Here is a 24,034-nt window from a genome sequence, read left to right as displayed (position 1 = left end):
CCCCGGCCCCCGGCCGCCCGGGCCGACTAGCGGGAGCCGCGGAAGTCCGCGCCCTCCACGATCAGCCCGGCCACCAGGGCCCCCGTCATCCCGGCGTGCGCCAGTCCGCCGCCGGGGTGCGCCCAGCCGCCCGCCAGATACAGACCGGGCACGGCGGTGGCGTTCGCCGGGCGCAGCAGTCGGCCCCCGGCCCCGGCCAGCGCGGGCGCGGGCACCCGGCCGCCCACCGCACCCGTGGCCGCCTCGACGTCGGCCGGGGTGCGCAGCTCGTGCCACAGCAGCCGTGTCCGCAGCCCGGGGACGGCCGGCGCGGCCGCCGTCAGCAGGTCCTCGGCGGACGGGGCGGGCTCCGAACCCCCGGTCAGCACCGCGTGCACGGTGACCGCCTCGTGCTCCGCGTCCGGCCGGGTGGCCGGGTCGTCGGGGCGCAGCACGGTGACCGGGCCCAGCAGCGTGCGGTGCGCGGCGCCGGCGTCCCGGGCCCCGCGCAGCGCGGCGAACAGGGTGTACCAGCGGGCGGGCGCTGCCGTACGGGTGGACGCGCAGTCCGCGCCGGGCGGGATCCGCAGCGCTCCGGGATCGGCGGCGCACACGACGTGGTCGGCCGCGACCTCGGTGCCGTCGGCCGTCACCAGCCCGGCCGCCCGGCCCTCGCGCACGAGGACCTCCCGCACCTCGGCGCCGAACTCGAAGGCGACCTTCCGCTCCAGGCACCGCTCGTACACGGCGGTGGCCAGCTCCCGGACCCCGCCGTGCACGTACCAGCTGCCGAAGGTCTGCTCCATGTAGGGAAGCACCGCCGCCGAGGCGGGTGCGGTCGCCGGATCGACCCCGTACGCCCGTACGCGCGCGGTGAGCAGCTCGTCGAAGCCGTCGCCGCCGAGCTCGCGGGCGGCCACCTCGGCCAGGGTCGGCGGCCGGCGGCGCAGCAGTCCGCTCCCGCGCAGCGCGGGGTACGGATCGCGGCCCAGGGCCGACCGGTCCTGCTTCAGCGGCTCCTCCAGGAGCGGCCGGCGGGTGGCGTCCCAGGCGTCCCGGGCACGGCCCAGCACCGCGCTCCAGCGGTCCCCGGAGCCGGGCCCGAAGGCCGCGTCGACGGCGGCGGCGGCGCCGCCGTGCGAGCCGCCGGGGAAGGTGAGCGTACGGCCGTCCGGGAGGACGTAGCGGACGGCGGGGTCGATCTGGACCAGCTCCGCGCACTCCTCCAGCGGGCGCTTGCCGGTCTTGACGAACAGATCGCGGTAGACGGCGGGCAGGTGCACCAGCCCGGGACCGGTGTCGAAGACGAAGCCGTCGCGGGCGTACCGGCCGACGGCTCCGCCGTAGGTCGCCCCGCGCTCGTACACCGTCACCTGATGTCCGGCCACGGCCAGCCGTGCCGCCGTCGCCATCGCGCCCATCCCGGCGCCGATCACCGCAATTCGTGCCATGCCGCTGAGCCTATCGAGCGACCCGGGCGACCTCGGCGGCGAGCCTCTTCTCCTCGCGGCGCTGGGCGCGGCGGCGCAGGTAGCGGCGGATCTTGGCCCAGAGGTAGATCAGCAGGGCGAGTCCGATGATCAGCAGGACGGCGCAGATGATCGCGGCGGCCTCGGGATTGAACATCGCGAAGGTGACGATCCCGCCCACGCCGAGGTCCTCGGCGGTGCTCATCACGACGTTGCTGAAGGGCTCGGGCGAGGTGTTGATCGCCATGCGCGTGCCGGCTTTGACGAAATGGCTGGCCAGAGCGGTGGAGCCGCCGACCGCGCCGGCGGTGATGTCGGAGAGCGAGCCGCTCTGCCCCGCCAGCAGCGCGCCGACCACCGCTCCGGACACCGGGCGGATCACGGTGTGGACGGTGTCCCAGAGGGAGTCCACGTACGGGATCTTGTCCGCGACCGCCTCGCAGAGGAAGAGGGCGGCCGCGACGATGAGCACGTCGGTGCGTTGCAGGGACGCGGGGACCTCGTCGGTCAGACCGGTCCGGCCGAAGATGCCGAGCAGGAGGACCACGGCGTATGCGTTGATCCCACTGGCCCAGCCGCTGGTGAAGACCAGGGGGAGCTCACTCATCTGGTCATCATGTCCCAGAAGCCGTGATCCGGCGCGGAATCAGCGAAGGGACGGCCGCCTTCCGGCGGCCGTCCCCTCACCCGAGTCTGTTCGGTGGGGCCTACTGCCCCTGTTCGTCACGGCGGCGCTGCCACCGTTCCTCGATGCGGCCCATCATCGACCGACGCTGCCGGTTCTGCCCTTGGGGCGAACCGCCTGCACTTCCGGAGGCGGGTTGCTCACCAGGCTTGGGTGCCTTGCGCCAACCGGTGACCACGAGCACTGTGCATCCCAGCATGACGAGGAATCCCACCACGCTGATCCACAGTACGTTCGGCACGATCACACCGGTCATGAGGAGCGCGATACCCACCACAATGCCTGCGACTGCCTGGTAGACCCGTCGCCGGGTATACGTGCGCAGTCCGCTTCCCTCAAGCGCTGTAGCGAATTTGGGATCTTCGGCGTACAGCGCTCGCTCCATCTGCTCGAGCATTCGCTGCTCGTGCTCCGAGAGCGGCACGGGAGTCCTCCTCATCCGTCGGTCGCGGGGGGTAGCGACCAGGGGTCCCCTTCAGGATAGGCGGGGAATCGCCCCCGTGATACCCGCCCTCTACGCCACGTTCTAAAAAAACACTGCCCGTAAAAAGTACCGCTTGGGGAATGCTCAGCGCCGTCTTGAACGGCTCACTGAGGACGTTATTCCCCAGAGGTCCGCTCGGCATGCCGGTCGCTGACCCCGATCATACGGGTCACGACCCCGGTTCGGAGGGTGAGTGGCGCACCGCGTTCCCCCTCTGCCCCGCAGATCAGGCGGGCTTCTCGCCGAGGACGTGCAGTTGCGTGGCGACCGCGTGGAAGGCCGGCAGCTCTGCCGCGGCCTCTTCCAGCCGCAGCAGGGCCTCGACGGCGCCCGGCTCGGTGTCGACCAGGACGCCCGGGACGAGGTCGGCGAAGATCCGGACCCCATGCACCGCGCCCACGGACAGACCCGCCTCGGAGACCAGGGCGGAGAGCTGCTCGGCGGTGAAGCGGCGCGGGACCGGGTCGCCCGCGCCCCAGCGGCCGGCCGGGTCGGTCAGGGCCGTACGGGCCTCCGTGAAGTGCCCGGCCAGGGCGCGGGCCAGGACGGCCCCGCCGAGTCCGGCGCCGAGCAGGCTGAGGATGCCGCCGGGGCGCAGGGCGGCCACGGTGTTGGCGACGCCCTCGGCCGGGTCGTCCACGTACTCCAGCACGCCGTGGCAGATCACCACGTCGTAGGAATCGCGCTCGACGACATCGAGCAGACCCTGGGCGTCGCCCTGCACCCCGCGGACCAGATCGGCCACACCGGCCTCGGCGACCCGCCGCTCCAGACCGAACAGCGCGTTGGGGCTCGGGTCGACCACGGTGACCCGGTGGCCGAGGCGGGCCACCGGCACGGCGAACTTGCCGGTGCCGCCACCCGTGTCGAGCACGTCCAGCACGTCCCGCCCGGACGCCTTCACCCGGCGGTCGAGCGCCTCCTTGAGAACCTCCCACACCACGGCGGTGCGGAGGGAGGCGCGGGGGCGGGAAGTGTCCGACACGGCTGATGGCTCCTCGGCGCGTTGGTGAGCGGTCGCTGCCCACCCTATGGCCTCGCGCTGCCGGGCAGGTCATCCCACGTCAGGACGCTCCGTACGCGGGAGCGGCAGACCCTGAGCCTGGCCCGGGGGCGTCAGGGGGCGGAGCGAGAGCATCCGCTCCACCAGCCGCAGGAACATCGCGGCGGCACGCACCAGATCGTCCGCGTCCCGGCCGGTGGCCGCTCCCGCTATGCCCGCTTCCGCCCGCGCCCGGCGGGCCGCTCCGGAGGCGAAGAGCGCGCTCCACTCGGTCAGTTCGGGCGCTATCTCCGGGAGCACCTCCCACGCGCTGCGGATCCGCGGCCGGCGCCGGGGGTGCACCGGCTCGGGCCGCCCGCGCGCGGCGAGCACGGCCGCGGCGGTGCGCAGCGCGGCGAGATGGGCAGTGGCGTACCGCTCGTTGGGCCGGGTCAGCACGGCGGCTTCGGCCAGGCCCTCGTGGGCCTTGGTGAGCAGATCGAGGGCGGCGGGCGGTGCCGCCGACTTCCGGGGGACGGGGTGGACAGGGGACGGGGACGGTGTGGCCATGACGAACCTCCTGTCATCGCGTGCGCTTCGCGCTGCCTGGTGGAGCTCCTACGGGTCGAGCGGCTTGAGCGGGTTGAGCCGTTCTTACGTCCCCATCGTGACGGCACCCACTGACAATCGCGCTGACCAGCGGTTTCGTCCCCGAAGCCGGGGTCGCGGCCCGGCAACTGCCGCCCCGTGCGCAGGCGATGCCACCGGGGATGCTAGTTTTTGAACTGACCGGTCAGTTCAAAAGAAGGGGGATGGCGTGGACAGCCCGCACGGCGCGGCCGTCAAAGCCGAGGACTTCGGAGTCAAGGGCCCGCGCGGCTGGGTGTTCCGGGGGATCGGGATCGACGCGGCGCCCGGCTCGCTCATCGCGGTCGAAGGCCCCTCCGGGAGCGGGCGGACCTGCCTGCTCCTCGCCCTCACCGGCCGGATGAAGCCCACCGAGGGCCACGCCGAGATCGGCCGCCACCGGCTGCCGAAGAAGATGGCCGCGGTCCGCCGCATCGCCGCCCTCGGCCCGGTGCCCGGGGTCAACGACCTCGACCAGGCCCTCACCGTCGCCGAGCAACTGCGCGAGGGCGCCCTGCTCCAGCGCCGCTACGACGGCCCCGTCCGCGCCCTGCTGCGCCCGCGCGCCGAACGCCGCACCTCCACGGCGGCCCGGATCGACGACGCGCTGGCCGCCGCCGGGCTCGACCTCGAGACCCTGCCGAAGGGGCCGCGCACCTCCGTACGGGACCTGGAACGGCTGGAATCCGTACGGCTGTCGGTGGCCATCGCGCTGCTCGGCTCGCCCCGCCTGCTCGCCCTGGACGACCTGGACCTCAAGCTCTCGGACGCCGAACGCGCTGAGGCCTGGGACCTGCTGCGCTCCCTCGCCGCCCGCGGGACCACCGTCCTCGCGGTGTGCAGCGAGGCCCCCTCCGACGCCACGCTCGTGCGCACGGGCCCGGAACCGGCCACCACCACCGACCCGGCAGGGGCGCCCGAGACGGGCCCGTCCCCGGAACCGGCCGCGGACCCCGCAGACGCCCCGGTTACCGCCTCGGCAGCGGAATCCGCCGCGGTGCCCCGGCCCATGGACTCCAAGGTCACCTGGGGCGTGCAGACCACTGCCCCGCACGACTCGGACGGCTCCGACGACTCGGACGGCTCCGACGCGACCACCGACTCCGACGGCCCCGGCATCCCTGCCGTCGCCCAAGACCCGCACGACACGAAGGGGGACGACGATGCGCTCGCCGAAGCTGGCCGCGCTTGAGCTGAAGCGGTTCGGGCGGGGGAAGCTGCCCCGGGCCGCCCTCGTCGCGCTGCTCCTGCTGCCGCTGCTCTACGGAGCCCTGTACCTGTGGTCCTTCTGGGACCCCTACAGCCGCCTCGACAAGGTGCCGGTCGCCCTCGTCAACTCCGACCGCGGCGCCACCGTCGACGGGAAGCAGATCGACGCCGGCGGCGAGATCACCCGCAAGCTGCGCGACAGCAAGACCTTCGACTGGCGCGAGGTGAGCGCCGAGGAGGCGGCCGAGGGGCTGGAGAACGGCACGTACTACCTCTCCCTCACCATGCCCGCCGACTTCAGCTCGAAGATCGCCTCCAGCTCCGGCGAGGACCCCGCCACCGGGGCCCTGCAGGTCCGCACCAACGACGCGAACAACTACATCGTCGGATCGATCTCGCGCACCGTCTTCTCCGAGGTCCGCTCGGCGGCGTCCACCAACGCCTCCCGCGGCTTCCTCGACAAGATCTTCGTCAACTTCTCCGACCTCCACGACAAGACCGCGCAGGCCGCCGACGGAGCCGACAAGCTCACCGACGGCGCCGGCAAGGCGCAGAAGGGCGCCAAGGACCTCGCCGAGGGGCTCGACACGGCGAAGGCGAAGAACGGCGAGCTCACCGGCGGCCTGAAGAAGCTGAACGAGGCCGCCGGACAGCTGGAAACGGGTTCGAAGGGCGTTGCGGACGGCACCCAGCGGCTCGCCGACAAGGTCGGCGGCGTCGCCGACAAGGCCCGCCCCTTCCTCAAGGACCCCAAGAGCCTCGCGGACAGCGCCGAACTCGTCGCCGACACCGCCAAGGTCGTCGACAACCACCTGGAAGCCTTCGCCAAGGCGGCCCCGGCCGCCGCGACCGTGACCCGGCGCGTCTCCACCGGCGCCGCCGACGTCTACGCGAAGACCTGCACCACCGGCGCCAAGCCGCTCCCCGAGACCTGCCCGCAGCTGAAGCGGCTCAAGGACGACGCGGCCGAGGCCGCCGAACTCGCCGGTGACGTGGACACCCTGCTGGGGAACTCGAAGGGGGACCTCGCCACCCTCCACAAGCAGCTCGCCGACCTGGAGCGCGAAGCCCGCCTCCTCGTCACGAAGGCCCCCGGCCTCTCCGCGGACCTGGAAGCCGCGGTCACCCAGGTGAACGCCCTCAACGACGGCGCCCACAAGGTCTCCGCCGGCATGGTCAAGCTGCACACCGGCATCGGCTCCGCCACCGAGGGCTCCGGCGCACTCGGCGCGGGCGTCGGCAAGCTCGGTGCCGGCGCGCACGACCTCGACGGCGGCCTGGTCAAGCTCGTCGACGGCAACGGCGACCTCGCCGGCGGACTGCACGACGGAGCGGGCAAGATCCCGGCCTACGACCAGCAGCAGCGCGACGCCCGCACCGAGGTCATGGCGGACCCGGTACGCCTCGCCAACCAGTCCCTGCACAAGGCGCCCAACTACGGCACCGGCTTCGCCCCGTACTTCATCCCGCTCTCCCTCTGGGTCGGCGCGATGGTCGCCTACATGCTGATCGCACCGCTGAACCGGCGCGCGCTCGCCACCGGAGCCTCGCCCTGGCGGATCGCCCTCGCGGGCTGGCTGCCGGTGGCCGGGATCGGCGCCACACAGGTGGGCGCACTGATGTCCGTACTCCACTGGGGACTCGGCCTGCAGATGGCCCGGCCCGCGCTCACCGTCGGCTTCCTGATGCTGGTCACCGGCTGCTTCGCCGCGATCGTCCAGTGGCTCAACGCCAAGTTCGGCGCGGCCGGCCGGATCCTGGTCCTGGCCGTCCTGATGCTCCAGCTCACGTCGGCGGGCGGCACCTACCCCGTCCAGACCAGCCCCGGCTTCTTCAACGCCATCCACCCCTACCTGCCGATGTCCTACGTGGTCGAGAGCCTGCGCCGGCTCATCACCGGCGGCGACCTCGCCCCGGTCTGGCAGGGCTGCCTGGTCCTGACCGCCTTCACGGCGGGCGCCCTCGCCCTCACCGCCCTCGCCGCCCGCGGCAAGCAGGTGTGGACGATGGACCGGCTGCGCCCGGAACTGAGCCTGTAGCCCGGGCGGACAGGTTGACCTGTGAGAATCAGCGCCATGGAAAGCAGCAGCACCGGTACGGCCGCGGGCGGCGGTCGCCGCGCGGCCACACGCCAGAAGCTCTACGAAGCAGCCGTCACCCTCATAGCGGAGCAGGGCTTCTCCGCGACCACGGTCGAGGAGATCGCCGAGCGGGCGGGCGTGGCGAAGGGCACCGTCTACTACAACTTCGCCAGCAAGAACGACCTCTTCGAGGAGCTGCTGCGCCACGGGGTCGGACTCCTGACCGAGTCCCTGCGGACGGCGGCGGAATCCACCGAGGCCAGGGGCGGGACCCGGGTCGAGGCGCTCGACGAGATGATCCGGGCCGGACTGGTCTTCATCGACCGCTACCCCGCCTTCACCCAGCTCTACGTGGCCGAGCTGTGGCGCACCAACCGGACCTGGCAGTCCACCCTGATGGTCGTCCGGCGGGAGGCCGTCGCCGTCGTGGAGACGGTGCTGCGGGAGGGCGTGGAACGGGGTGAGCTCAGCGCGGAGATCGACGTACCGCTGACCGCCGCGGCGATGGTCGGGATGGTGCTGGTGGCGGCGCTGGACTGGCAGTCCTTCCAGAGCGAGCGGTCGCTGGACGACGTGCACTCGGCGCTGTCGCTGCTGCTGCGGGGCCGGGTGAGCGGGAACCGCTGACGGGTGACCCGATCGGCGGTGCCGCGGGGGCGGCGGGGCCGCGTAGAACTGGTGGGGCGGGTGAGTATCCGTACCTAGGCGCGGAAATGAGTATCTGCGCGGATGGGGTGCGGGGTGTCGCCGCGCCAGACTGGGGGCGACGGACAGGGACCCGGAGCGCACCGCCGACACGGGGCGGCAGGTGCGGACCGGGTCTCTCCGGCCGACGGGGTGGGAACAAGGCTGAGGCCGGGGCTCGGGGGGATCGAGCCCCGGCCTCAGCCGTCTGCGCCCCGGACCCCCCTGGGGCTCCGCCCCAGACCCCGCGCCTCAAACGCCGGCGGGGCTGATTTTGGCCGGCGTCAGCCTGTACGCGCGGGCTACATCAGGCAAATCCAGCCTCTCCGGCGTGTGAGGAGCGGGGTCCGGGCGGAGCCCGGGGAACGGTGGAAGGGTGGGTAGGGGACCCAGCCCCGCAGGGTCCCGGAGTCCGCCCCCGCCCCGGCGTCAGCCGCGGCCGCGCAGCGGGATGCGGGCTCGGGCTCGGGCCGCCGCGTCCGTGCAACGGGCCATCAGGGCCGACCACCGGGACGAGGCCGCCCAGCTGACCCGCGCCGCCGAGCGGGGGAAGAACAGGGCGCGCAGCCGGGACCGCCGGGACACCCCGGCGAGGAGCCCGGCGCGGGCCAGCAGGACGTCCTGGGCCAGCTCCCCGTAGGGGGGCTCCGCGCCCGGCGGTGCGTACAGTTCCCGCTCCACCGCGCCCGCGACCCGGCGTACGGCATCGGCCGCCGCCGGATCCAGCCGGCCCAGGGTCACCACCCGGTCCGCCGCCCCCCGCGGGGACAGCGCCTCGTCCGGGACGATCCCGACGTCCCACGCCGCGTCGCCCAGCTCACGCCAGGCGGTCAGGACCCGCCCCGACCCGAGCCGCCGCGCCCGCAGCCGCCCGCGCCACAGGAACGGCAGGAGCGGCACGGCCAGCAGCAGGATGCCCGCGGCCGTCCAGCCCAGGAGCGTGGCCGCGGACGGGCCGTCGCCCCCCGCGCCCGTGTTCCGCTGCCCCGCGGCCGGACCGCACTCGCCCAGCTTCCTCAGCTCCGGCGGGCAGTCGTCCGCCGTCGAGGGCCCGGCCGAGGGCTGTGCCGCGCTCGCGGACGGAGCTGCCGTCGGCGCGCTCGGCTGGGTCTGCGGGGTGGTGGGCCGGCTGTAGTCCGGCACCGTGATGCCCGACCGGGGCGTCGGCTCGAAACGGGTCCAGCCCACGCCCTCGAAGTACAGCTCGGGCCAGGCGTGCGCGTCCCGCATCGAGACGTTGACGACGCCGTCGGACTGCTTCACCCCGGGCGTGAACCCGACCGCGACCCGCGCCGGGATCCCGAGGGTGCGCGCCATCGAGGCCATCGAGAAGGCGAAGTGGACGCAGAAGCCCTCCTTGTCGGCGAGGAACTTGGCGATGGCCTGCGAACCCGTACCCGAGGAGACCTTCGTGTCGTAGCGGAATCCGCCGCTCACCGCGAAGTAGTCCTGGAGCTTGACCGCCGCCGAGTAGTCGTCCTTGGTGCCGCGCGTGACGTCGCGGGCCGTCTGGACGACGATCGCCGGCAGGTTGTCCGGCACCTTCGTGTACTCGGCCGCGATCCCGGGGTTCGCCGCCGGTGCGCGGCGCAACTGTTCCGCCGTCGGGTTCAGCAACAGGCTCCGCACCGAGTACTGCACGCCCTGGGCGTTCTGGAACTTGTCCTTGCCCAGCTGGTCCCCGACGAGCGTGCGCCCGGCCGGCTCGAACCGCCACTTCCCGGCGATGTCCACCCCCGTCGCGGGATAGGGCATCGGCAGGTAGCGCTGCGCGTACGTCTGCGCCGAGGAGATGAAGGTCTGCACCTCGGTCGCGCCGTTCAGCACGCTCTCGCTCACCCCGGGCGGGTCCGGCATGCGCTTCGGGACGTCCGTCAGGGCCCGCCCCGACGCCTCCCACTTGACGCCGTTGAACTGGTCCAGCGCCAGGATCCGCAGGTACTGCTCGCTGAGCTGCGGGCTGTCCGTGCGGTAGCGCAGCACCACCCGGTTGTCCTGGGTGTTCAGGCTGCTCTGCAGGGAGACCAGTGGGTTGACCGCCTGGATCGACGGGCCGAGGCCGTTGCCCTCGCCCTCTCCCGCGCCGCCGCCGCCCGTGCCGAGGAGTCCGCTGCCCATGGAGGGCAGCACCACGGGCACCGCCAGCGCCAGACCCAGCGCGACCGCGCCGATCCGCCGCCCGGTGCGCACCGGGGCGAGGGCCTGTCCGCCGCCCGCGGATCCGGCGGAGACCTTGCTGCGCGGGGCCGCGCCGAAGACCCGTCCCCACTGCGCGAGCCGGTCGCGGCCCTCGGCCAGCAGGAGCAGGAGGTAGCCGCAGCCCGCCAGCAGGAAGCCGACCCAGGAGGCGCCGCCGGATCCGGTGGCCGCGCCCGACAGGCCCGCCGCCACCGAGTACAGCGCGAGCAGCGGGAGTCCGGCCGCGGCGGCCGTCCGTACGGTCACCGCCAGCAGGTCCACCAGCAGCCCGATCAGCAGTACCCCGGACACCAGCAGCAGCCGGATCCCGTCCGTCAGCGGGGCCGGCATCGAGAACTCGTTCACGTCCTGCACGCCCTGGCGGAACAGTGCGCCGAAGTCCGTGACGAGATAGTCCAGCAGTCCCTCGCCGGCGGCGGACGGCAACTTCCCGCCGAACACCAGCATCAGCGCCAGCAGCGATACGAGGAGCTGCGAAGCCACGGTCAGCGTCCGGGCCAGCGGTACCCGCCGCGCCCCCGCGCCCACCGCGCTCTGCAGCGCCAGCAGCAGCGCCGCCTGTGGCAGCCAAGTGGTCGATTCCACCAGCGGGGTCAGCGACCAGGCGGTGAACAGCGTCGCCAGGGCCGCGAAGACCGTCAGTCTCGCCCGTCCGCTCATCCCCAGCCCCCCGCCGAACCCGAACCGCCCGCCGCGCCGATCGGCGCGTTGCCCGCCTGCCGCCACAGTTCCCCGAAGGCCACCCCGGGCGGGGCGGCCAGCGCCGTCCAGCCCGCGTCGCGCAGCGCGGCCAGGCGCTCCTCCAGCGGGGGCACTCCCTCCGACATCGCCGACATCACCGAAGCCAGGCCCTGGGGCCGCCCGGACCAGTCCGCGGAGTCCAGGACGAACGCCACGGCCCCTCCGCCGCGCCGGCACATCCTGGCCGCCAGGCCCGTCTGTACGTCGTCCAGGTCTCCGAAGAAGGCGATGAGGAGCCCGTCACCGCCCGCTCCGCCGAAGCCGCTGCCGGTGCCGTTGCTCCGGACCGCGTCGCAGGCCCGCGAGAGGCCCGCGCCGTCGGAGTGGCCGATCACCGCGAGGGTGTCCATCAGGAGCCCCGTCGCCTCCGCGGACTCCTGCCCGCCGGAGGTGAAGCCGCCGCCCTCGCGGGGCACGCAGTCCCCGGTGTCGGTCAGCAGCCGCACGGAGAAGCCCTGCTCCAGCAGGTGCACCAGGGTCGACGCCGCGGCCGAGACGGCCCACTCGAAGGCCGAGTCGGGGCCGGCGCCCTCGTAGGCGAGGCGCCGGGTGTCCAGCACCACCGTGGCCCGGCTGCGCTGCGGCTGCTCCTCGCGGCGCACCATCAGCTCGCCGTAGCGGGCGGTGGAGCGCCAGTGCACGCGGCGCAGGTCGTCGCCGCGCCGGTAGCCGCGCGGGATCACGTCGTCCTCGCCCGCCAGGGCCAGCGAACGGCGGCTGCCGTCGCCGTAGCCGGAGGACTCGCCGGTGAAGCGCACCAGGGGCAGGGCCTCGGTGCGCGGGATGACGGTGAGGGTGTCGTAGGCGGAGAAGGAGCGGGTCAGTTCGACCAGCCCGAAGGGGTCGGTGAGCCGCAGCTGGAGCGGGCCCAGCGGGTAGCGGCCGCGCAGATCGGAGCGGACCCGGTACGAGACGTCGCGGCGGCCGCCCGGCTCGACCCGGTCCAGGACGAAGCGCGGCCGGGGCCCCAGCACGTAGGGCACCCGGTCCTGGAGCATCAGCAGCCCCGTCGGCATCCGGGAGGTGTTGTCGAGCCGCAGCTGCACGCGGGCCTCGGAGCCCGCGGGCACCCGCATCGGGGTCAGCCGGCGGTTGCCGGAGACCCGGTGGCGGGTGCGGTGCAGGGCCAGGACGCAGAGCAGCGGCAGCACGGCGAGCAGCAGTCCGACGCGGAGCAGCTCGGACTGGCCCAGTACGTACGCGCACAGCCCGGCGGCGATACCGGCGGCCAGGAAGGACCGGCCGCGGGTGGTCAGCCCGGACAGGGACGCGCGCAGCCCGGCGGCGCTCCCGGTGGACTGCGGTCCCCGGCCGCCCGCGTCGTCGTGCGGGGCGCCGGCGCTCATCAGAAGCCCCGGATGCCCGCGCCGGGCGGGATCTCGCCGCGGGACTGTGCGGCCGGTACGGGGGTGCGCTGGAGGATGTCGGCGACGACCTGCTCGGCGGTGCGCCGGCTCAGCTGGGCCTGCGCGGTGGGCAGCAGCCGGTGCGCGAGCACGGGTCCGGCCAGGGCCTGGACGTCGTCGGGCAGGACGTAGTCACGCCCGGACAGGGCGGCGGAGGCCTTCACGGCGCGCAGCAGGTGCAGGGTGGCGCGGGGCGAGGCGCCCAGCCGCAGGTCGGGGTGGCTGCGGGTGGCGGAGACCAGGTCGACGACGTAGCGCCGGACGGGCTCGGCCACGTACACCTCGCGGACGGCTTCGATGAGCTTGCCGATGTCGTGGGCGTGCGCGACGGCCGTCAGGTCGTCGAGCGGGGAGAGCCCGCCGTGCACGTCGAGCATCCGCAGCTCGGCCTCGGGGCTGGGGTAGCCCACCGAGACCCGGGCCATGAAGCGGTCGCGCTGGGCCTCGGGGAGGGGATAGGTGCCCTCCATCTCCACGGGGTTCTGGGTGGCGACGACCATGAAGGGGCTCGGCAGCGTGTAGGTGGTGCCGTCGATGGTGACCTGCCGCTCCTCCATGGACTCCAGCAGCGCGGACTGGGTCTTGGGGGAGGCGCGGTTGATCTCGTCGCCGATGACGATCTGCGCGAAGATCGCGCCCGGCTTGAACTCGAACTCCCGGCGCTGCTGGTCGTAGATGCTCACGCCGGTGATGTCCGAGGGCAGCAGGTCCGGGGTGAACTGGATCCGCTGGACCGAACAGTCGATGGACTTGGCGAGCGCCTTGGCCAGCATCGTCTTGCCGACGCCGGGGACGTCCTCGATCAGCAGGTGCCCCTCGGCGAGCAGGACGGTCAGCGCGAGGCGGACCACTTCCGGCTTGCCCTCGATCACGCTCTCGATGGATTCCCGCACCTGCTGCGCCGTGCTGGTCAGATCCGCGAGGCTCGCTCGGTCGTCATACGTGGTCACCTGGTTCTCCTCGACCCTTTCTCAGGGCCGGCGCCCCATGGCGCATGACCGGCCCACCCCGAAACACCTCAGAAACCGCGAGCTGTCAAGAACGTCGAAACGCGATCACCGGCCCGGAAGCTTCTTCCGGGTGACGTCTCCCCGCATTCTTGACGGCCCTTGGCCCTGGTGTCACTCAAGAGGTGGGATCGATCTCCCGCAGGAGCCCGGTGTGCACATCGAAGACGAAGCCTCGCACATCGTCCTTGTGGGGCAGGAAGGGGTTCGTACGAACCCGCTGCATGGACTGGCGGACGTCCTGGTCCACGTCACGGAAGGCTTCGACGGCCCACGCGGGGCGCTGGCCGACCTCGTCCTCCAGCTCGTGCCGGAAGTCCTCGGTCAGGCTTTCGAGACCACATCCGGTGTGGTGGATGAGTATCACCGTGCGGGTGCCGAGCGCCCGCTGGCTGATGGTGAGGGACCGGATGGTGTCGTCGGTGACCACTCCGCCCGCGTTTCGGATCGTGTGACAGTCGCCCAGCTCCAGGCCGAGAGCGGCGTGCAGGTCGAGGCGGGCGTCCATACAGGCCACGACGGCCACCTGGAGGACCGGACGGGCGTCCATGCCCGGGTCGGTGAACTTCGCCGCGTAGGCGCGGTTCGAGTCGACCAGGCGGTCGGTGACGGTGAGCTTCTCGGCGGCCTTGGTCGCGGAGGCGGCGGGCAGGGGTACGGAAGTCGTCATGCATACGACGTTAGTGGTCACAGGGCGTATGGGCATCGAGTGAGGGTGGACAAAGAAGGTCACCTGATCCTGTTGTGAGCTAACCCACAGGGGTGAGGCGCACGCGGCTGTCCGGGTGATTCACGGCTTTTGCGGCTTCGGTCGCAGCGGGGCGCACGCCGCGCGGGGCGGTTCGTTGACCGCGGCGACCGTTGCACTAAAGTGACGCGAACCGGCCGGAGCCCGGCCCTGACCGGCCGCCCGGCCCTTTGGTAAGACTCCGCGTGCGCGGCGCGGCGTATGCCTGCCGCGCCGTTATCTGAGAGGGCGCTTTGACTAGCGAGTCCCGACACGTCCCGGTGATGCTCCAGCGGTGCCTGGACCTGTTGGCCCCGGCACTGGAGAGGCCCGGGGCCGTCGTCGTCGACTGCACCCTCGGCCTCGGCGGGCACAGCGAGGCCCTGCTCACCCGGTTCCCCGAGGCCCACCTGATCGGCCTGGACCGCGACAAGGAAGCCCTGCGCCTCTCCGGGGAGCGCCTCGCGCCCTTCGGGGACCGGGTCACCCTCGTCCACGCCATCTACGCCGACCTGGCCGAGGTACTGGACGGCCTGCGCATCCCCACCGTGCAGGGCATCCTCTTCGACCTCGGCGTCTCCTCCATGCAGCTGGACGAGGCCGACCGCGGCTTCGCCTACGCGCAGGACGCCCCGCTCGACATGCGGATGGACCAGACGACGGGCATCAGCGCGGCCGAGGTCCTCAACACCTACGCGCCCGGCGAGCTGGTCCGCATCCTGCGCCAGTACGGCGAGGAGAAGCAGGCCAAGCGGATCGTGTCCGCGGTGGTGCGCGAGCGGGACAAGGATCCCTTCACCAACAGCGCCCGCCTCGTCGAACTGATCCGCGACTCCCTGCCGCAGGCCGCGAAGCGGACCGGCGGCAACCCGGCCAAGCGCACCTTCCAGGCCCTGCGCATCGAGGTCAACGGCGAGCTGTCCGGACTGGAGCGGGCGATCCCCGCGGCCGTGGACCGGATCGCCGTCGGCGGCCGGATCGTGGTGCTCTCGTACCAGTCGCTGGAGGACCGCCTCGTCAAGCAGGTCTTCGCCGCCGGCGCGACCTCGACGGCCCCGCCCGGGCTGCCGGTCGTACCGGAGAAGTACCAGCCGAAGCTGAAGCTGCTGACGCGCGGTGCGGAGCTGCCGACGGAGGAGGAGATCGCGGAGAACCGGCGTGCGGCGCCGGCCCGCTGCCGCGGGGTGGAGCGCATCCGGGAGGCGCGGCTGTGAAACGCCTGGGGCGGGTGCTGGGGGGGCCGGTCGCCGGACAGGCGGCGCGGACCCCGTTCGTCCTGCTGGTCGTGGCGCTGCTCGGCGGCGGGCTGATCAGCCTGCTGCTGCTGAACTCGGCGCTCAACCAGGGCTCCTTCCAGCTGAGCAAGCTGAAGAAGGAGACCACCGCGCTCACGGACGAGGAGCAGGCGCTGCAGCGGGACGTGGACGGGCACTCGGCGCCCGACGCGTTGCAGCGCCGGGCGCACGAGCTGGGCCTCGTCCCCGGCGGCAGCCCGGTTTTCATCGGGCCCGACGGGAAGGTCGCCGGGACCGCTTCCCCGGCCGCGGAGCCGCCGCCCCCGTCGCCGCCCGCGCCGCCGGTGTCCGCTCCGCCGGTCCCGCCCTCCCCGGGCGGAGCCGTGCCGAGCCCGGCGGGCTCCCCGGCCCCGGCGCCCTCGGGCGCCGCCGCTCCCGGTCCCTCCACCGCGCCGTCGGGCGGCGCCCCCCAGCCCTCCCAGACCCCTGGACGGTGACGTCGTGACGCGTACCCCTGCGGGGCCGGTCCCCTACCCGCCCTTCCACCGTTCCCCGGGCTCCGCCCGGACCCCTGCCGCGTGCGGCGCCGTCGCCGGGGGCCAGCCCCCGGACCCCGGCTCCTCAAACGCCGGAGGGGCTGGATTTCCCTGCGGCGCAGGGTGTACCTGCGGGCCCGCGCAGGCTGACGGCGACGCATTCCAGCCCCTCCGGCGTTTGAGGAGCGGGGTCTGGGGCGGAGCCCCAGGAGCTCCGGCGCAGCCAGGTTCCGCACGCGTCCGGGGGGTCGCCGCATGAGCCCCCAGGAGCCGCCGCGCCGGCGGGTGCCCGGGCCCGGGCGGCCCCGGCCCGGTGGGGACCGGGCGCGGGCTTCCGCGCGGCCGGCCGCCAGGCCCGCCACCCGCCGCCCCGCCCCCGCGAGGAAGCCGCACACGATCCGTCTCGGCGCTCCCAAGCCCCGGCTGCGGCTGGTCAGCGTCGGGCTGACGATGGTGATGCTGGTGTTCGTCGTACGGCTGCTCCAGGTGCAGGCCGTCGACGCGTCCGCGTACTCCGCCAAGGCCTCCGAGAACCGCTTCGCCAGCTACACCCTGGCCGCCGAGCGCGGGGAGATCACCGACCGCAAGGGCGTGGCGCTCGCCACCAGCGTGGACGCGTACGACATCACCGCGGACCCGCACATGTTCACCGTCCAGGAGAGCAAGGCTCCCGACGCCCCCGAGCAGGCGGCCGCGCTCCTCGCGCCGATCCTCGGCAAGGACGCCAAGGAGCTCACCGCGCGCCTGAAGACGAAGAACACCCGCTACGTGGTCCTCGCCCGCCGCCAGACCCCCCAGGTCTGGAACCAGATCAAGGACCTCAAGAAGGTCTTCGCCGAGAAGGCGACCGCCGACAAGAGGAACAACGGCCCCGGCGCCAACGTCCTGGCCGGCGTCTTCAACGAGAACAGCAGCAAGCGCGTGTACCCGAACGGCGACCTCGCCGCCGGGATACTGGGTTACGTCAACGCCGAGGGCAAGGGCGGCGGCGGCCTGGAGTCCTCCCTCGACAAGAAGCTGTCCGGCAAGGACGGCGCACTCACCTACGCCCAGTCGGGCGGCCGCCGCGTGCCGACCGCCGGGTCCAGCGAGAAGCCCGCCGTGCCCGGCGAGGACATCGAGCTGACCATCGACCGCGACATCCAGTGGGCCGCGCAGAGCGCCATCACCGAACAGGTCGCCAAGTCGGAGGCCGACCGCGGGTACGTCATCGTCCAGGACACCACCACCGGCGAGGTCCTCGCGATGGCCAACGCCCCCGGCTTCGACCCCAACGACCTCTCCAAGGCCAGCTCCGCCGCCATGGGCAACGCCGCGCTCCAGGACGTCTACGAGCCCGGCTCCACCGCCAAGGTGATGTCGATGGCGGCCGTCCTGGAGGAGAAGAAGGCCAGGCCCGACACCCACGTCGAGGTCCCCAACCGGCTGCACCGCGGCGACCGGCTCTTCAAGGACGACATCGACCACCCGACCTGGTACCTGACCCTCAACGGGGTCCTGGCCAAGTCCTCCAACATCGGCACCATCCTGGCGACCGGCCAGCTCGGCCCGACGCAGCCCGAGTCCAACAAGGTCCTGCACGCGTACCTGGACAAGTTCGGCATCGGCCGGCCCACCGGCCTGAACTACCCCGGCGAGTCCCGCGGCATCCTCGCCCCGCCCGAGAAGTGGTCCACTTCCCAGCAGTACACGATCCCCTTCGGCCAGGGCCTGTCCCTCAACGCCATGCAGGCGGCCTCCGTGTACTCGACCATCGCCAACGGCGGGGTGCGCATCGCCCCGACCCTGGTCCGCGGCACCAAGGGCCCCGACGGCCGTTTCACCCCGGCCCCCGCACCCGCGAAGAACCGGGTGGTCAGCAAGGAGACCGCCAAGACCCTCGCGGAAATGCTGGAGTCGGTGGTCGACGACCAGGAGGGCACCGGCACCAGGGCCCGGATCCCCGGCTACCGGGTCGGCGGCAAGACCGGCACCTCCAACCGGGTGGATCCGGCCACCGGCCGCTACAAGGGCTACACCGCCTCGTTCGCGGGATTCGCACCTGCGGACAACCCCCGCATCACCGTGTACTGCGCCATCCAGAACCCCACCAAGGGCAGTTACTTCGGTGGCCAGATCTGCGGGCCCATCTACAAGAAGGTCATGGAGTTCGCCCTCAAAACCCTCCAGATCGCTCCCACCGGAACCGCCCCCGCCGGACTCCCGGTCACCTACGAACCCGGCGCGCCGTCCGGCCCCAAGCCGAGCCCGCAGCCGGGCCAGTGACCGCCGTCCCGGCCCCGGCCCGCCCCAGAAAAGCGTGAGGCACCATCAGTGACAACGATCACCCCCGAATCCGGGAACCACGCGTCCGCCGCACCCCAGGGCGGGCCCTCGCTTCGCGAGCGGCCCGCCGCGCCCGGTACGCTCACCGCCGTGCCCCACGCTGATCAGCCCAGAACCACCCAGAACGACGCACCGGCAGCGCCGCCGGGAGCGCCACGCCCCCTGTCCGTCCGCCCGACCCCGCTCGGCGAGCTGGCGGAGCTGCTGGGGGTGGAAGTCCCCGGCGCGCAGACGCGGATCACCGGCATCACGCACGATTCGCGTGCCGTGCGGCCCGGAGACCTGTACGCGGCCCTGCCGGGCGCCAAGCTGCACGGCGCGGACTTCGCCGCGCAGGCGGCCGCCCTCGGCGCCGCCGCCGTGCTGACCGACCCGGCCGGCGCCGAGCGCGCCGCGGCCACCGGACTGCCGGTCCTCGCCGTCGCCGACCCGCGCGGCCGGATGGGAGAACTGGCCGCCGCGGTCTACGGACGCCCGGGCGAGACCCTGCTCCAGATCGGCATCACCGGCACCTCCGGCAAGACCACCACGGCGTACCTCGTCGAGGGCGGCCTGCGCGGCGCCGGACGCCGGACGGGGCTCATCGGCACCGTCGAGATGCGCGTCGGCGACGAGCGCATCAAGTCCGAGCGCACCACCCCCGAGGCCACCGACCTGCAGGCGCTCTTCGCGGTCATGCGCGAACGCGGCGTCGAGGCCGTCGCCATGGAGGTCTCCAGCCACGCCCTGGTGCTCGGCCGGGTGGACGGCTGCGTCTTCGACGTGGCCGTCTTCAACAACCTGAGCCCGGAGCACATGGAGTTCCACTCCGACATGGAGGACTACTTCCAGGCCAAGGCGCAGCTCTTCACCGAGCGCCGCGCCCGCCTCGGCGTGGTCAACATCGACGACGAGTACGGCCGCCGCCTCGCGAAGGAGTCGCCGATCCCGGTCGTGACCTTCTCCGCCACGGGCGACCCGGCCGCCGACTGGCGGGCCGAGGACGTGGTCTCGCGCCACATGGACTCGACCCTGACCCTGGTGGGTCCGTCCGGCGAGCGGGTCACGGCCACCGCCCCGCTGCCCGGCCCGTTCAACGTGGCCAACACCGTGGCCGCCGTGGTCACGCTCGCCGCCGCGGGCCTGGACCCGCAGACCGCCGCCGACGGCGTCGCCGCGGTCCCCGGGGTACCCGGCCGGCTGGAGCGGGTCGACGCGGGACAGCCGTACCTGGCCGTCGTGGACTACGCGCACAAGACGGACGCCGTCGAATCGGTCCTGCGGGCCCTGCGCGAGGTCACCACCGGCAAGCTGCACGTCGTACTGGGCTGCGGCGGCGACCGCGACACCACGAAGCGGGCCCCGATGGGCGCGGCGGCCGCCCGGTTCGCCGACACCGCCGTACTGACCTCCGACAACCCGCGCTCCGAGGACCCCCTCGCGATCCTCGCCGCGATGTTCCGCGGCGCCGTGTCCGTGCCGCCCGCGGAGCGGGGCACCGTCCTCGTCGACGCCGACCGGGCGGCGGCCATCGCCACCGCCGTCGCGCGCGCCGAGGCGGGCGACACGGTGCTGGTGGCCGGCAAGGGCCACGAGCAGGGCCAGGACACCGCGGGCGTCGTACGTCCCTTCGACGACCGGGCCGTCCTGCGCGCGGCCATCGAGACCCAAGCAGGCCAGCGTCCCCGACAGGCCGAGGTGAACCAGTGATCGCCCTTTCCCTCGCCGAGATCGCCGAGATCACCGGCGGGCAGCCCCACGACATACCGGATCCGTCCGTCACGGTCACCGGCCCCGTCGTCTACGACTCCCGCGAGGTCCAGGCCGGCAGCCTGTTCGCCGCCTTCGTCGGGGAGCGGGTGGACGGCCACGACTACGCCGAACGCGCCCTGGCCGCCGGGGCCGTGGGCGTCCTCGCGACCCGGCCCGTCGGCGTCCCGGCCATCGTCGTCCCCGACGTGGTGGCCGCCCTCGGCGCGCTCGCCCGATCCGTCGTCGAACGCCTCGGTACCGACGTCGTGGCCCTCACCGGCTCCGCCGGCAAGACCTCCACCAAGGACCTGATCGCCCAGGTCCTGCAGCACCACGCGCCGACCGTGTGGACCCCCGGGAACCTCAACAACGAGATCGGCCTGCCGATCACGACGCTGCGGGTCACCGAGGAGACGCAGCACCTGGTCCTGGAGATGGGTGCCCGCGGCATCGGCCACATCGCCTACCTCACCGGACTGACGCCCCCGCGGATCGGTGTGGTCCTCAACGTCGGCACCGCACACATCGGGGAGTTCGGCGGCCGGGAGCAGATCGCGCAGGCCAAGGGCGAGCTCGTCGAGGCCCTGCCGTCCGAGGCGGAGGGCGGCATCGCCGTCCTCAACGCCGATGACCTGCTGGTACGTGCCATGGCCGGGCGCACGAAGGCCCGTACGGTGCTGTTCGGGGAGGCCGAGGACGCCGACATCAGGGCCACCGAGGTCCGGATGACGGACCGGGGACAGCCTTCGTTCACATTGCGAACACCGACCGGGTGCAGTGACGTGACCTTGCGGCTGTACGGTGAGCACCACGTGTCGAACGCGCTCGCCGCGGCCGCCGTCGCCCACGTACTGGGCATGTCCGCCGAGGAGATCGCCACCGCGCTCTCCGGGGCGGGCAGCCTGTCCCGGTGGCGGATGGAGGTCACCGAGCGGGCGGACGGCGTGACGATCGTCAACGACGCCTACAACGCAAACCCCGAGTCCATGCGGGCCGCACTGCGCGCACTCGCCGCGATGGGCGGTGCCGGCAAGGCGAACGGGGGGCGCACGTGGGCGGTGCTCGGCCCGATGGCCGAGCTCGGAGACGACGCGCTCGCCGAGCACGACGCGGTCGGACGGCTTGTCGTCCGGCTCAACGTGAGCAAGCTGGTCGCGGTCGGGGGCAGGGAAGCCTCCTGGCTGCAACTGGGCGCATATAACGAGGGTTCGTGGGGTGAGGAGTCGGTGCTCGTGTCCGACGCGCAGGCGGCGGTCGACCTGTTGCGCAGTGAACTGCGCCCGGGAGACGTCGTGCTGGTGAAGGCTTCCAGGTCAGCCGGCCTGGAGCGGGTGGCCCAGGCCCTGCTCGACGGCGAGGTCGCCGGCCGATGAGGCAGATCCTGTTCTCCGGAGTCATCGGACTCTTCCTCACGCTCATCGGCACCCCGCTGTTGATCAAGGGTCTGGCCCGCAAGGGCTACGGCCAGTTCATCCGGGACGACGGGCCGCGCGGTCACGCCGGGAAGAAGGGCACGCCCACCATGGGCGGCATCTCCTTCATCCTGGCCACGCTGATCGCGTACGCCCTCACCAAGGTGATCACCGGCAGCCAGCCGACCTTCTCGGGCCTCCTCGTCCTCTTCCTGATGGCGGGCATGGGCGTGGTCGGGTTCCTCGACGACTACATCAAGATCGTCAAGCAGCGTTCGCTCGGTCTGCGGGCCAAGGCCAAGATGGCCGGCCAGCTGATCGTCGGCATCGCCTTCGCGGTGCTCTCCCTGCAGTTCAAGGACGCGCGCGGACTGGCCCCGGCCTCCACCAAGCTGTCGTTCGTCACGGACTTCGGCTGGGCGATCGGCCCGGTGCTGTTCGTGGTCTGGGCGCTGTTCATGATCCTGGCGATGTCCAACGGCGTGAACCTCACCGACGGTCTCGACGGCCTGGCCACCGGCGCCGCCGTGATGGTCTTCGGCGCCTACACCTTCATCGGCGTCTGGCAGTACCAGGAGTCCTGCGCCAACGCGCAGACCCTGACCAACCCGAACGCCTGTTTCGAAGTGCGCGACCCATTGGACCTGGCCGTCGTCGCCGCCGCCCTCATGGGCGCCTGCTTCGGCTTCCTGTGGTGGAACACCTCGCCCGCCAAGATCTTCATGGGCGACACCGGTTCGCTGGCCCTCGGCGGCGCGCTCGCCGGCCTGGCGATCTGCTCCCGCACCGAGTTCCTGATGGCGCTCCTCGGCGGCCTCTTCGTCCTGATCACCATGTCGGTCGTCATCCAGGTCGGCTCCTTCAAGCTGACCGGCAAGCGCGTCTTCCGGATGGCACCGCTACAGCACCACTTCGAACTCAAGGGGTGGTCGGAAGTCCTGGTCGTCGTCCGGTTCTGGATCATCCAGGGCATGTGCGTGATCGTGGGCCTCGGAGTCTTCTACGCGGGATGGGCAGCCGACAAGTGACCGCCTGGCACGGCAAGAACATCACCGTCGCCGGCCTCGGCGTGAGCGGCATCAGCGCCGCCCGTGCCCTGGCCGGCCTCGGCGCGCTCGTCACCGTCGTGGACGGCGGCGACAGCGAGGGCCACCGCGCGCGGGCCGCGGAGCTGGAGGCGGCGGGCGTCTCCGTACGCCTGGGCGACGCGCAGACCCTGCCCGAGGGGACCGACCTGGTCGTCACCTCGCCCGGCTGGAAGCCCGACGGCCCGCTGTTCGCGGCGGCCGCCGCGGCCGGCGTGGACGTCGTCGGCGACGTCGAGATCGCCTGGCTGCTGCGCGAGGTCGCCGAGGACCGGCGCGCAGCCCGGACCGGTGAGCCCCGCAGGGAACCGGCCCCCTGGCTGGCGATCACCGGCACCAACGGCAAGACCACCACCACCCAGATGCTCGCCTCGATCCTGAAGGCCGCCGGCCTCAGGACCGCGGCCGTCGGCAACATCGGCACCCCGATCATCGACGTGGTGCTCGGCGAGGAGACGTACGACGTACTCGCCGTCGAGCTCTCCAGCTACCAGCTGCACTGGGCGCCCTCGGTGCGCCCCCACTCCGCGGCCGTCCTGAACCTGGCCCCGGACCACCTCGACTGGCACGGCTCGATGGAGGCGTACGCCACCGACAAGGGCCGGATCTACGAGGGCAACACGGTGGCCTGCGTCTACAACGCCGCGGACAAGGCCACCGAGGACCTGGTCGTCGAGGCGGACGTGGAAGAGGGCTGCCGGGCCATCGGCTTCACCCTCGGCGCCCCCGGCCCCTCCATGTTCGGCGTCGTCGACGGCATCCTCGTCGACCGGGCCTTCGTGGAGAACCGGCAGAAGAACGCCCAGGAACTCGCCGAGGTCGCGGACGTCAATCCGCCCGCCCCGCACAACATCGCCAACGCCCTCGCCGCCGCCGCCCTGGCCCGCGCCTTCGGCGTGGAACCGCGCGCCGTCCGCGACGGACTGCGCGACTTCCGGCCGGACGCCCACCGGGTCAGCCACGTCGACGAGGTCGGCGGGGTCACGTACGTGGACGACTCCAAGGCCACCAACACCCACGCCGCGGAAGCCTCCCTGGCGGCCTTCGAGCCGGTGGTCTGGATCGCCGGCGGCCTGGCCAAGGGCGCGACCTTCGACGAGCTCGTGCAGAAGGCCGCGAAGCGGCTCCGGGGCGTCGTCCTGATGGGCGCCGACCGGGCCCTGATCGCCGAGGCACTGGCGCGACACGCCCCGGAGGTCCCGGTCGTGGACCTCGCACGGACCGACACTGGGGCGATGCTCGCGGCGGTCCGGGAAGCGGCCCGGCTCGCGGAACCCGGCGACACGGTTCTGCTGGCACCTGCCTGTGCCTCGATGGACATGTTCGCGAACTACAGCAAGCGTGGGGACGCGTTCGCCGACGCGGTGCGCGAACTGGCAGCCGAGCAGGCCTAGGTCCGGCTCGATCCTGGGCAGGTTCCCTCCGGCCGA

19 protein-coding genes are annotated in these 24,034 nt (G+C 72.9%); 10 read left to right on the top strand and 9 right to left on the bottom strand.

What is annotated here, in order from left to right; all coding sequences use genetic code 11:
• Positions 1-26: 26 nt before the first annotated feature.
• The 5 genes from OG435_RS13725 to OG435_RS13705 all read right to left on the bottom strand — a co-directional run bounded on the left by OG435_RS13725 (position 27) and on the right by OG435_RS13705 (position 4,169).
• The gene (locus tag OG435_RS13725) at positions 27-1,430 is read right to left on the bottom strand and encodes a phytoene desaturase family protein (protein WP_266877104.1); all 1,404 of its coding nucleotides are present in this window, start codon (positions 1,428-1,430) and stop codon (positions 27-29) included.
• A gap of 10 nt (positions 1,431-1,440) precedes the next feature.
• Positions 1,441-2,055, bottom strand: a complete 615-nt coding sequence (locus tag OG435_RS13720; RefSeq protein ID WP_266877103.1) for a DUF4126 domain-containing protein — start codon at positions 2,053-2,055, stop codon at positions 1,441-1,443.
• A gap of 100 nt (positions 2,056-2,155) precedes the next feature.
• Positions 2,156-2,557: a DUF3040 domain-containing protein gene (locus tag OG435_RS13715; protein WP_266877102.1), complete on the bottom strand. Its 402-nt coding sequence runs from the start codon at positions 2,555-2,557 to the stop codon at positions 2,156-2,158.
• Between the two features lie 286 nt (positions 2,558-2,843).
• A complete protein-coding gene (locus OG435_RS13710) occupies positions 2,844-3,602 on the bottom strand; it encodes a class I SAM-dependent methyltransferase (protein WP_266877101.1) in 759 nt (252 codons plus the stop codon).
• Positions 3,603-3,671: 69 nt separating this feature from the next.
• Positions 3,672-4,169, bottom strand: a complete 498-nt coding sequence (locus OG435_RS13705; protein WP_266877100.1) for an SAV_6107 family HEPN domain-containing protein — start codon at positions 4,167-4,169, stop codon at positions 3,672-3,674.
• A gap of 247 nt (positions 4,170-4,416) precedes the next feature.
• Here OG435_RS13705 and OG435_RS13700 point away from each other — a divergent pair, with 247 nt between their 5' ends.
• Genes OG435_RS13700 through OG435_RS13690 form a run of 3 tightly spaced genes read left to right on the top strand, consistent with a single transcriptional unit; the run spans position 4,417 to position 8,143 of the window.
• The gene (locus OG435_RS13700; RefSeq protein WP_266877099.1) at positions 4,417-5,418 is read left to right on the top strand and encodes an ATP-binding cassette domain-containing protein; all 1,002 of its coding nucleotides are present in this window, start codon (positions 4,417-4,419) and stop codon (positions 5,416-5,418) included.
• Complete coding sequence (locus OG435_RS13695) at positions 5,390-7,474, top strand: YhgE/Pip domain-containing protein (RefSeq protein WP_266877098.1); 2,085 nt, start codon at positions 5,390-5,392, stop codon at positions 7,472-7,474. The genes OG435_RS13700 and OG435_RS13695 overlap by 29 nt, the downstream gene beginning before the upstream one ends.
• 36 nt (positions 7,475-7,510) lie before the next feature.
• A complete protein-coding gene (locus tag OG435_RS13690; protein ID WP_323187825.1) occupies positions 7,511-8,143 on the top strand; it encodes a TetR/AcrR family transcriptional regulator in 633 nt (210 codons plus the stop codon).
• 486 nt (positions 8,144-8,629) lie between these two features.
• Here OG435_RS13690 and OG435_RS13685 read toward each other — a convergent pair whose 3' ends face one another.
• The 4 genes from OG435_RS13685 to OG435_RS13670 form a co-directional block, all read right to left on the bottom strand.
• A complete protein-coding gene (locus OG435_RS13685) occupies positions 8,630-11,059 on the bottom strand; it encodes a DUF3488 and transglutaminase-like domain-containing protein (RefSeq protein WP_266877096.1) in 2,430 nt (809 codons plus the stop codon).
• Entirely contained in the window at positions 11,056-12,486 is a 1,431-nt protein-coding gene (locus OG435_RS13680) for a DUF58 domain-containing protein (protein ID WP_266877095.1), read from the bottom strand. Before OG435_RS13680 ends, OG435_RS13685 begins: the two co-directional genes overlap by 4 nt.
• Complete coding sequence (locus OG435_RS13675) at positions 12,486-13,496, bottom strand: AAA family ATPase (protein WP_266877094.1); 1,011 nt, start codon at positions 13,494-13,496, stop codon at positions 12,486-12,488. The genes OG435_RS13680 and OG435_RS13675 overlap by 1 nt, the downstream gene beginning before the upstream one ends.
• 175 nt (positions 13,497-13,671) lie before the next feature.
• Positions 13,672-14,223, bottom strand: a complete 552-nt coding sequence (locus OG435_RS13670) for a beta-class carbonic anhydrase (RefSeq protein WP_266877093.1) — start codon at positions 14,221-14,223, stop codon at positions 13,672-13,674.
• Between the two features lie 341 nt (positions 14,224-14,564).
• On the opposite strand from OG435_RS13670, the gene rsmH reads away from it, so the two are divergent.
• The 7 genes from rsmH to murD all read left to right on the top strand — a co-directional run bounded on the left by rsmH (position 14,565) and on the right by murD (position 23,998).
• Positions 14,565-15,494, top strand: coding sequence for a 16S rRNA (cytosine(1402)-N(4))-methyltransferase RsmH (rsmH, locus tag OG435_RS13665; protein WP_430625757.1), 930 nt, complete (start codon positions 14,565-14,567; stop codon positions 15,492-15,494).
• Positions 15,491-16,012, top strand: a complete 522-nt coding sequence (locus OG435_RS13660) for a hypothetical protein (protein WP_266877091.1) — start codon at positions 15,491-15,493, stop codon at positions 16,010-16,012. The genes rsmH and OG435_RS13660 overlap by 4 nt, the downstream gene beginning before the upstream one ends.
• Before the next feature lie 294 nt (positions 16,013-16,306).
• Complete coding sequence (locus OG435_RS13655) at positions 16,307-18,316, top strand: peptidoglycan D,D-transpeptidase FtsI family protein (RefSeq protein WP_266877090.1); 2,010 nt, start codon at positions 16,307-16,309, stop codon at positions 18,314-18,316.
• Between the two features lie 48 nt (positions 18,317-18,364).
• Positions 18,365-20,065 (top strand): UDP-N-acetylmuramoyl-L-alanyl-D-glutamate--2,6-diaminopimelate ligase, encoded by a 1,701-nt coding sequence (locus tag OG435_RS13650; protein WP_266877089.1) that lies wholly within the window; start codon positions 18,365-18,367, stop codon positions 20,063-20,065.
• The gene (locus OG435_RS13645; protein WP_266877088.1) at positions 20,062-21,480 is read left to right on the top strand and encodes a UDP-N-acetylmuramoyl-tripeptide--D-alanyl-D-alanine ligase; all 1,419 of its coding nucleotides are present in this window, start codon (positions 20,062-20,064) and stop codon (positions 21,478-21,480) included. The genes OG435_RS13650 and OG435_RS13645 overlap by 4 nt, the downstream gene beginning before the upstream one ends.
• Positions 21,477-22,547, top strand: a complete 1,071-nt coding sequence (mraY, locus tag OG435_RS13640) for a phospho-N-acetylmuramoyl-pentapeptide-transferase (protein WP_266877087.1) — start codon at positions 21,477-21,479, stop codon at positions 22,545-22,547. Before OG435_RS13645 ends, mraY begins: the two co-directional genes overlap by 4 nt.
• Positions 22,529-23,998, top strand: coding sequence for a UDP-N-acetylmuramoyl-L-alanine--D-glutamate ligase (gene murD / locus OG435_RS13635; protein WP_266877086.1), 1,470 nt, complete (start codon positions 22,529-22,531; stop codon positions 23,996-23,998). The genes mraY and murD overlap by 19 nt, the downstream gene beginning before the upstream one ends.
• Positions 23,999-24,034 lie beyond the last annotated feature (36 nt).

It is taken from the genome of Streptomyces sp. NBC_01264 (assembly GCF_026340675.1).
Lineage (GTDB): Bacteria > Actinomycetota > Actinomycetes > Streptomycetales > Streptomycetaceae > Streptomyces.
The sequence above is the reverse complement of the archived record's forward strand: the minus strand, read 5'-3'. Positions and strand labels throughout refer to the sequence as shown.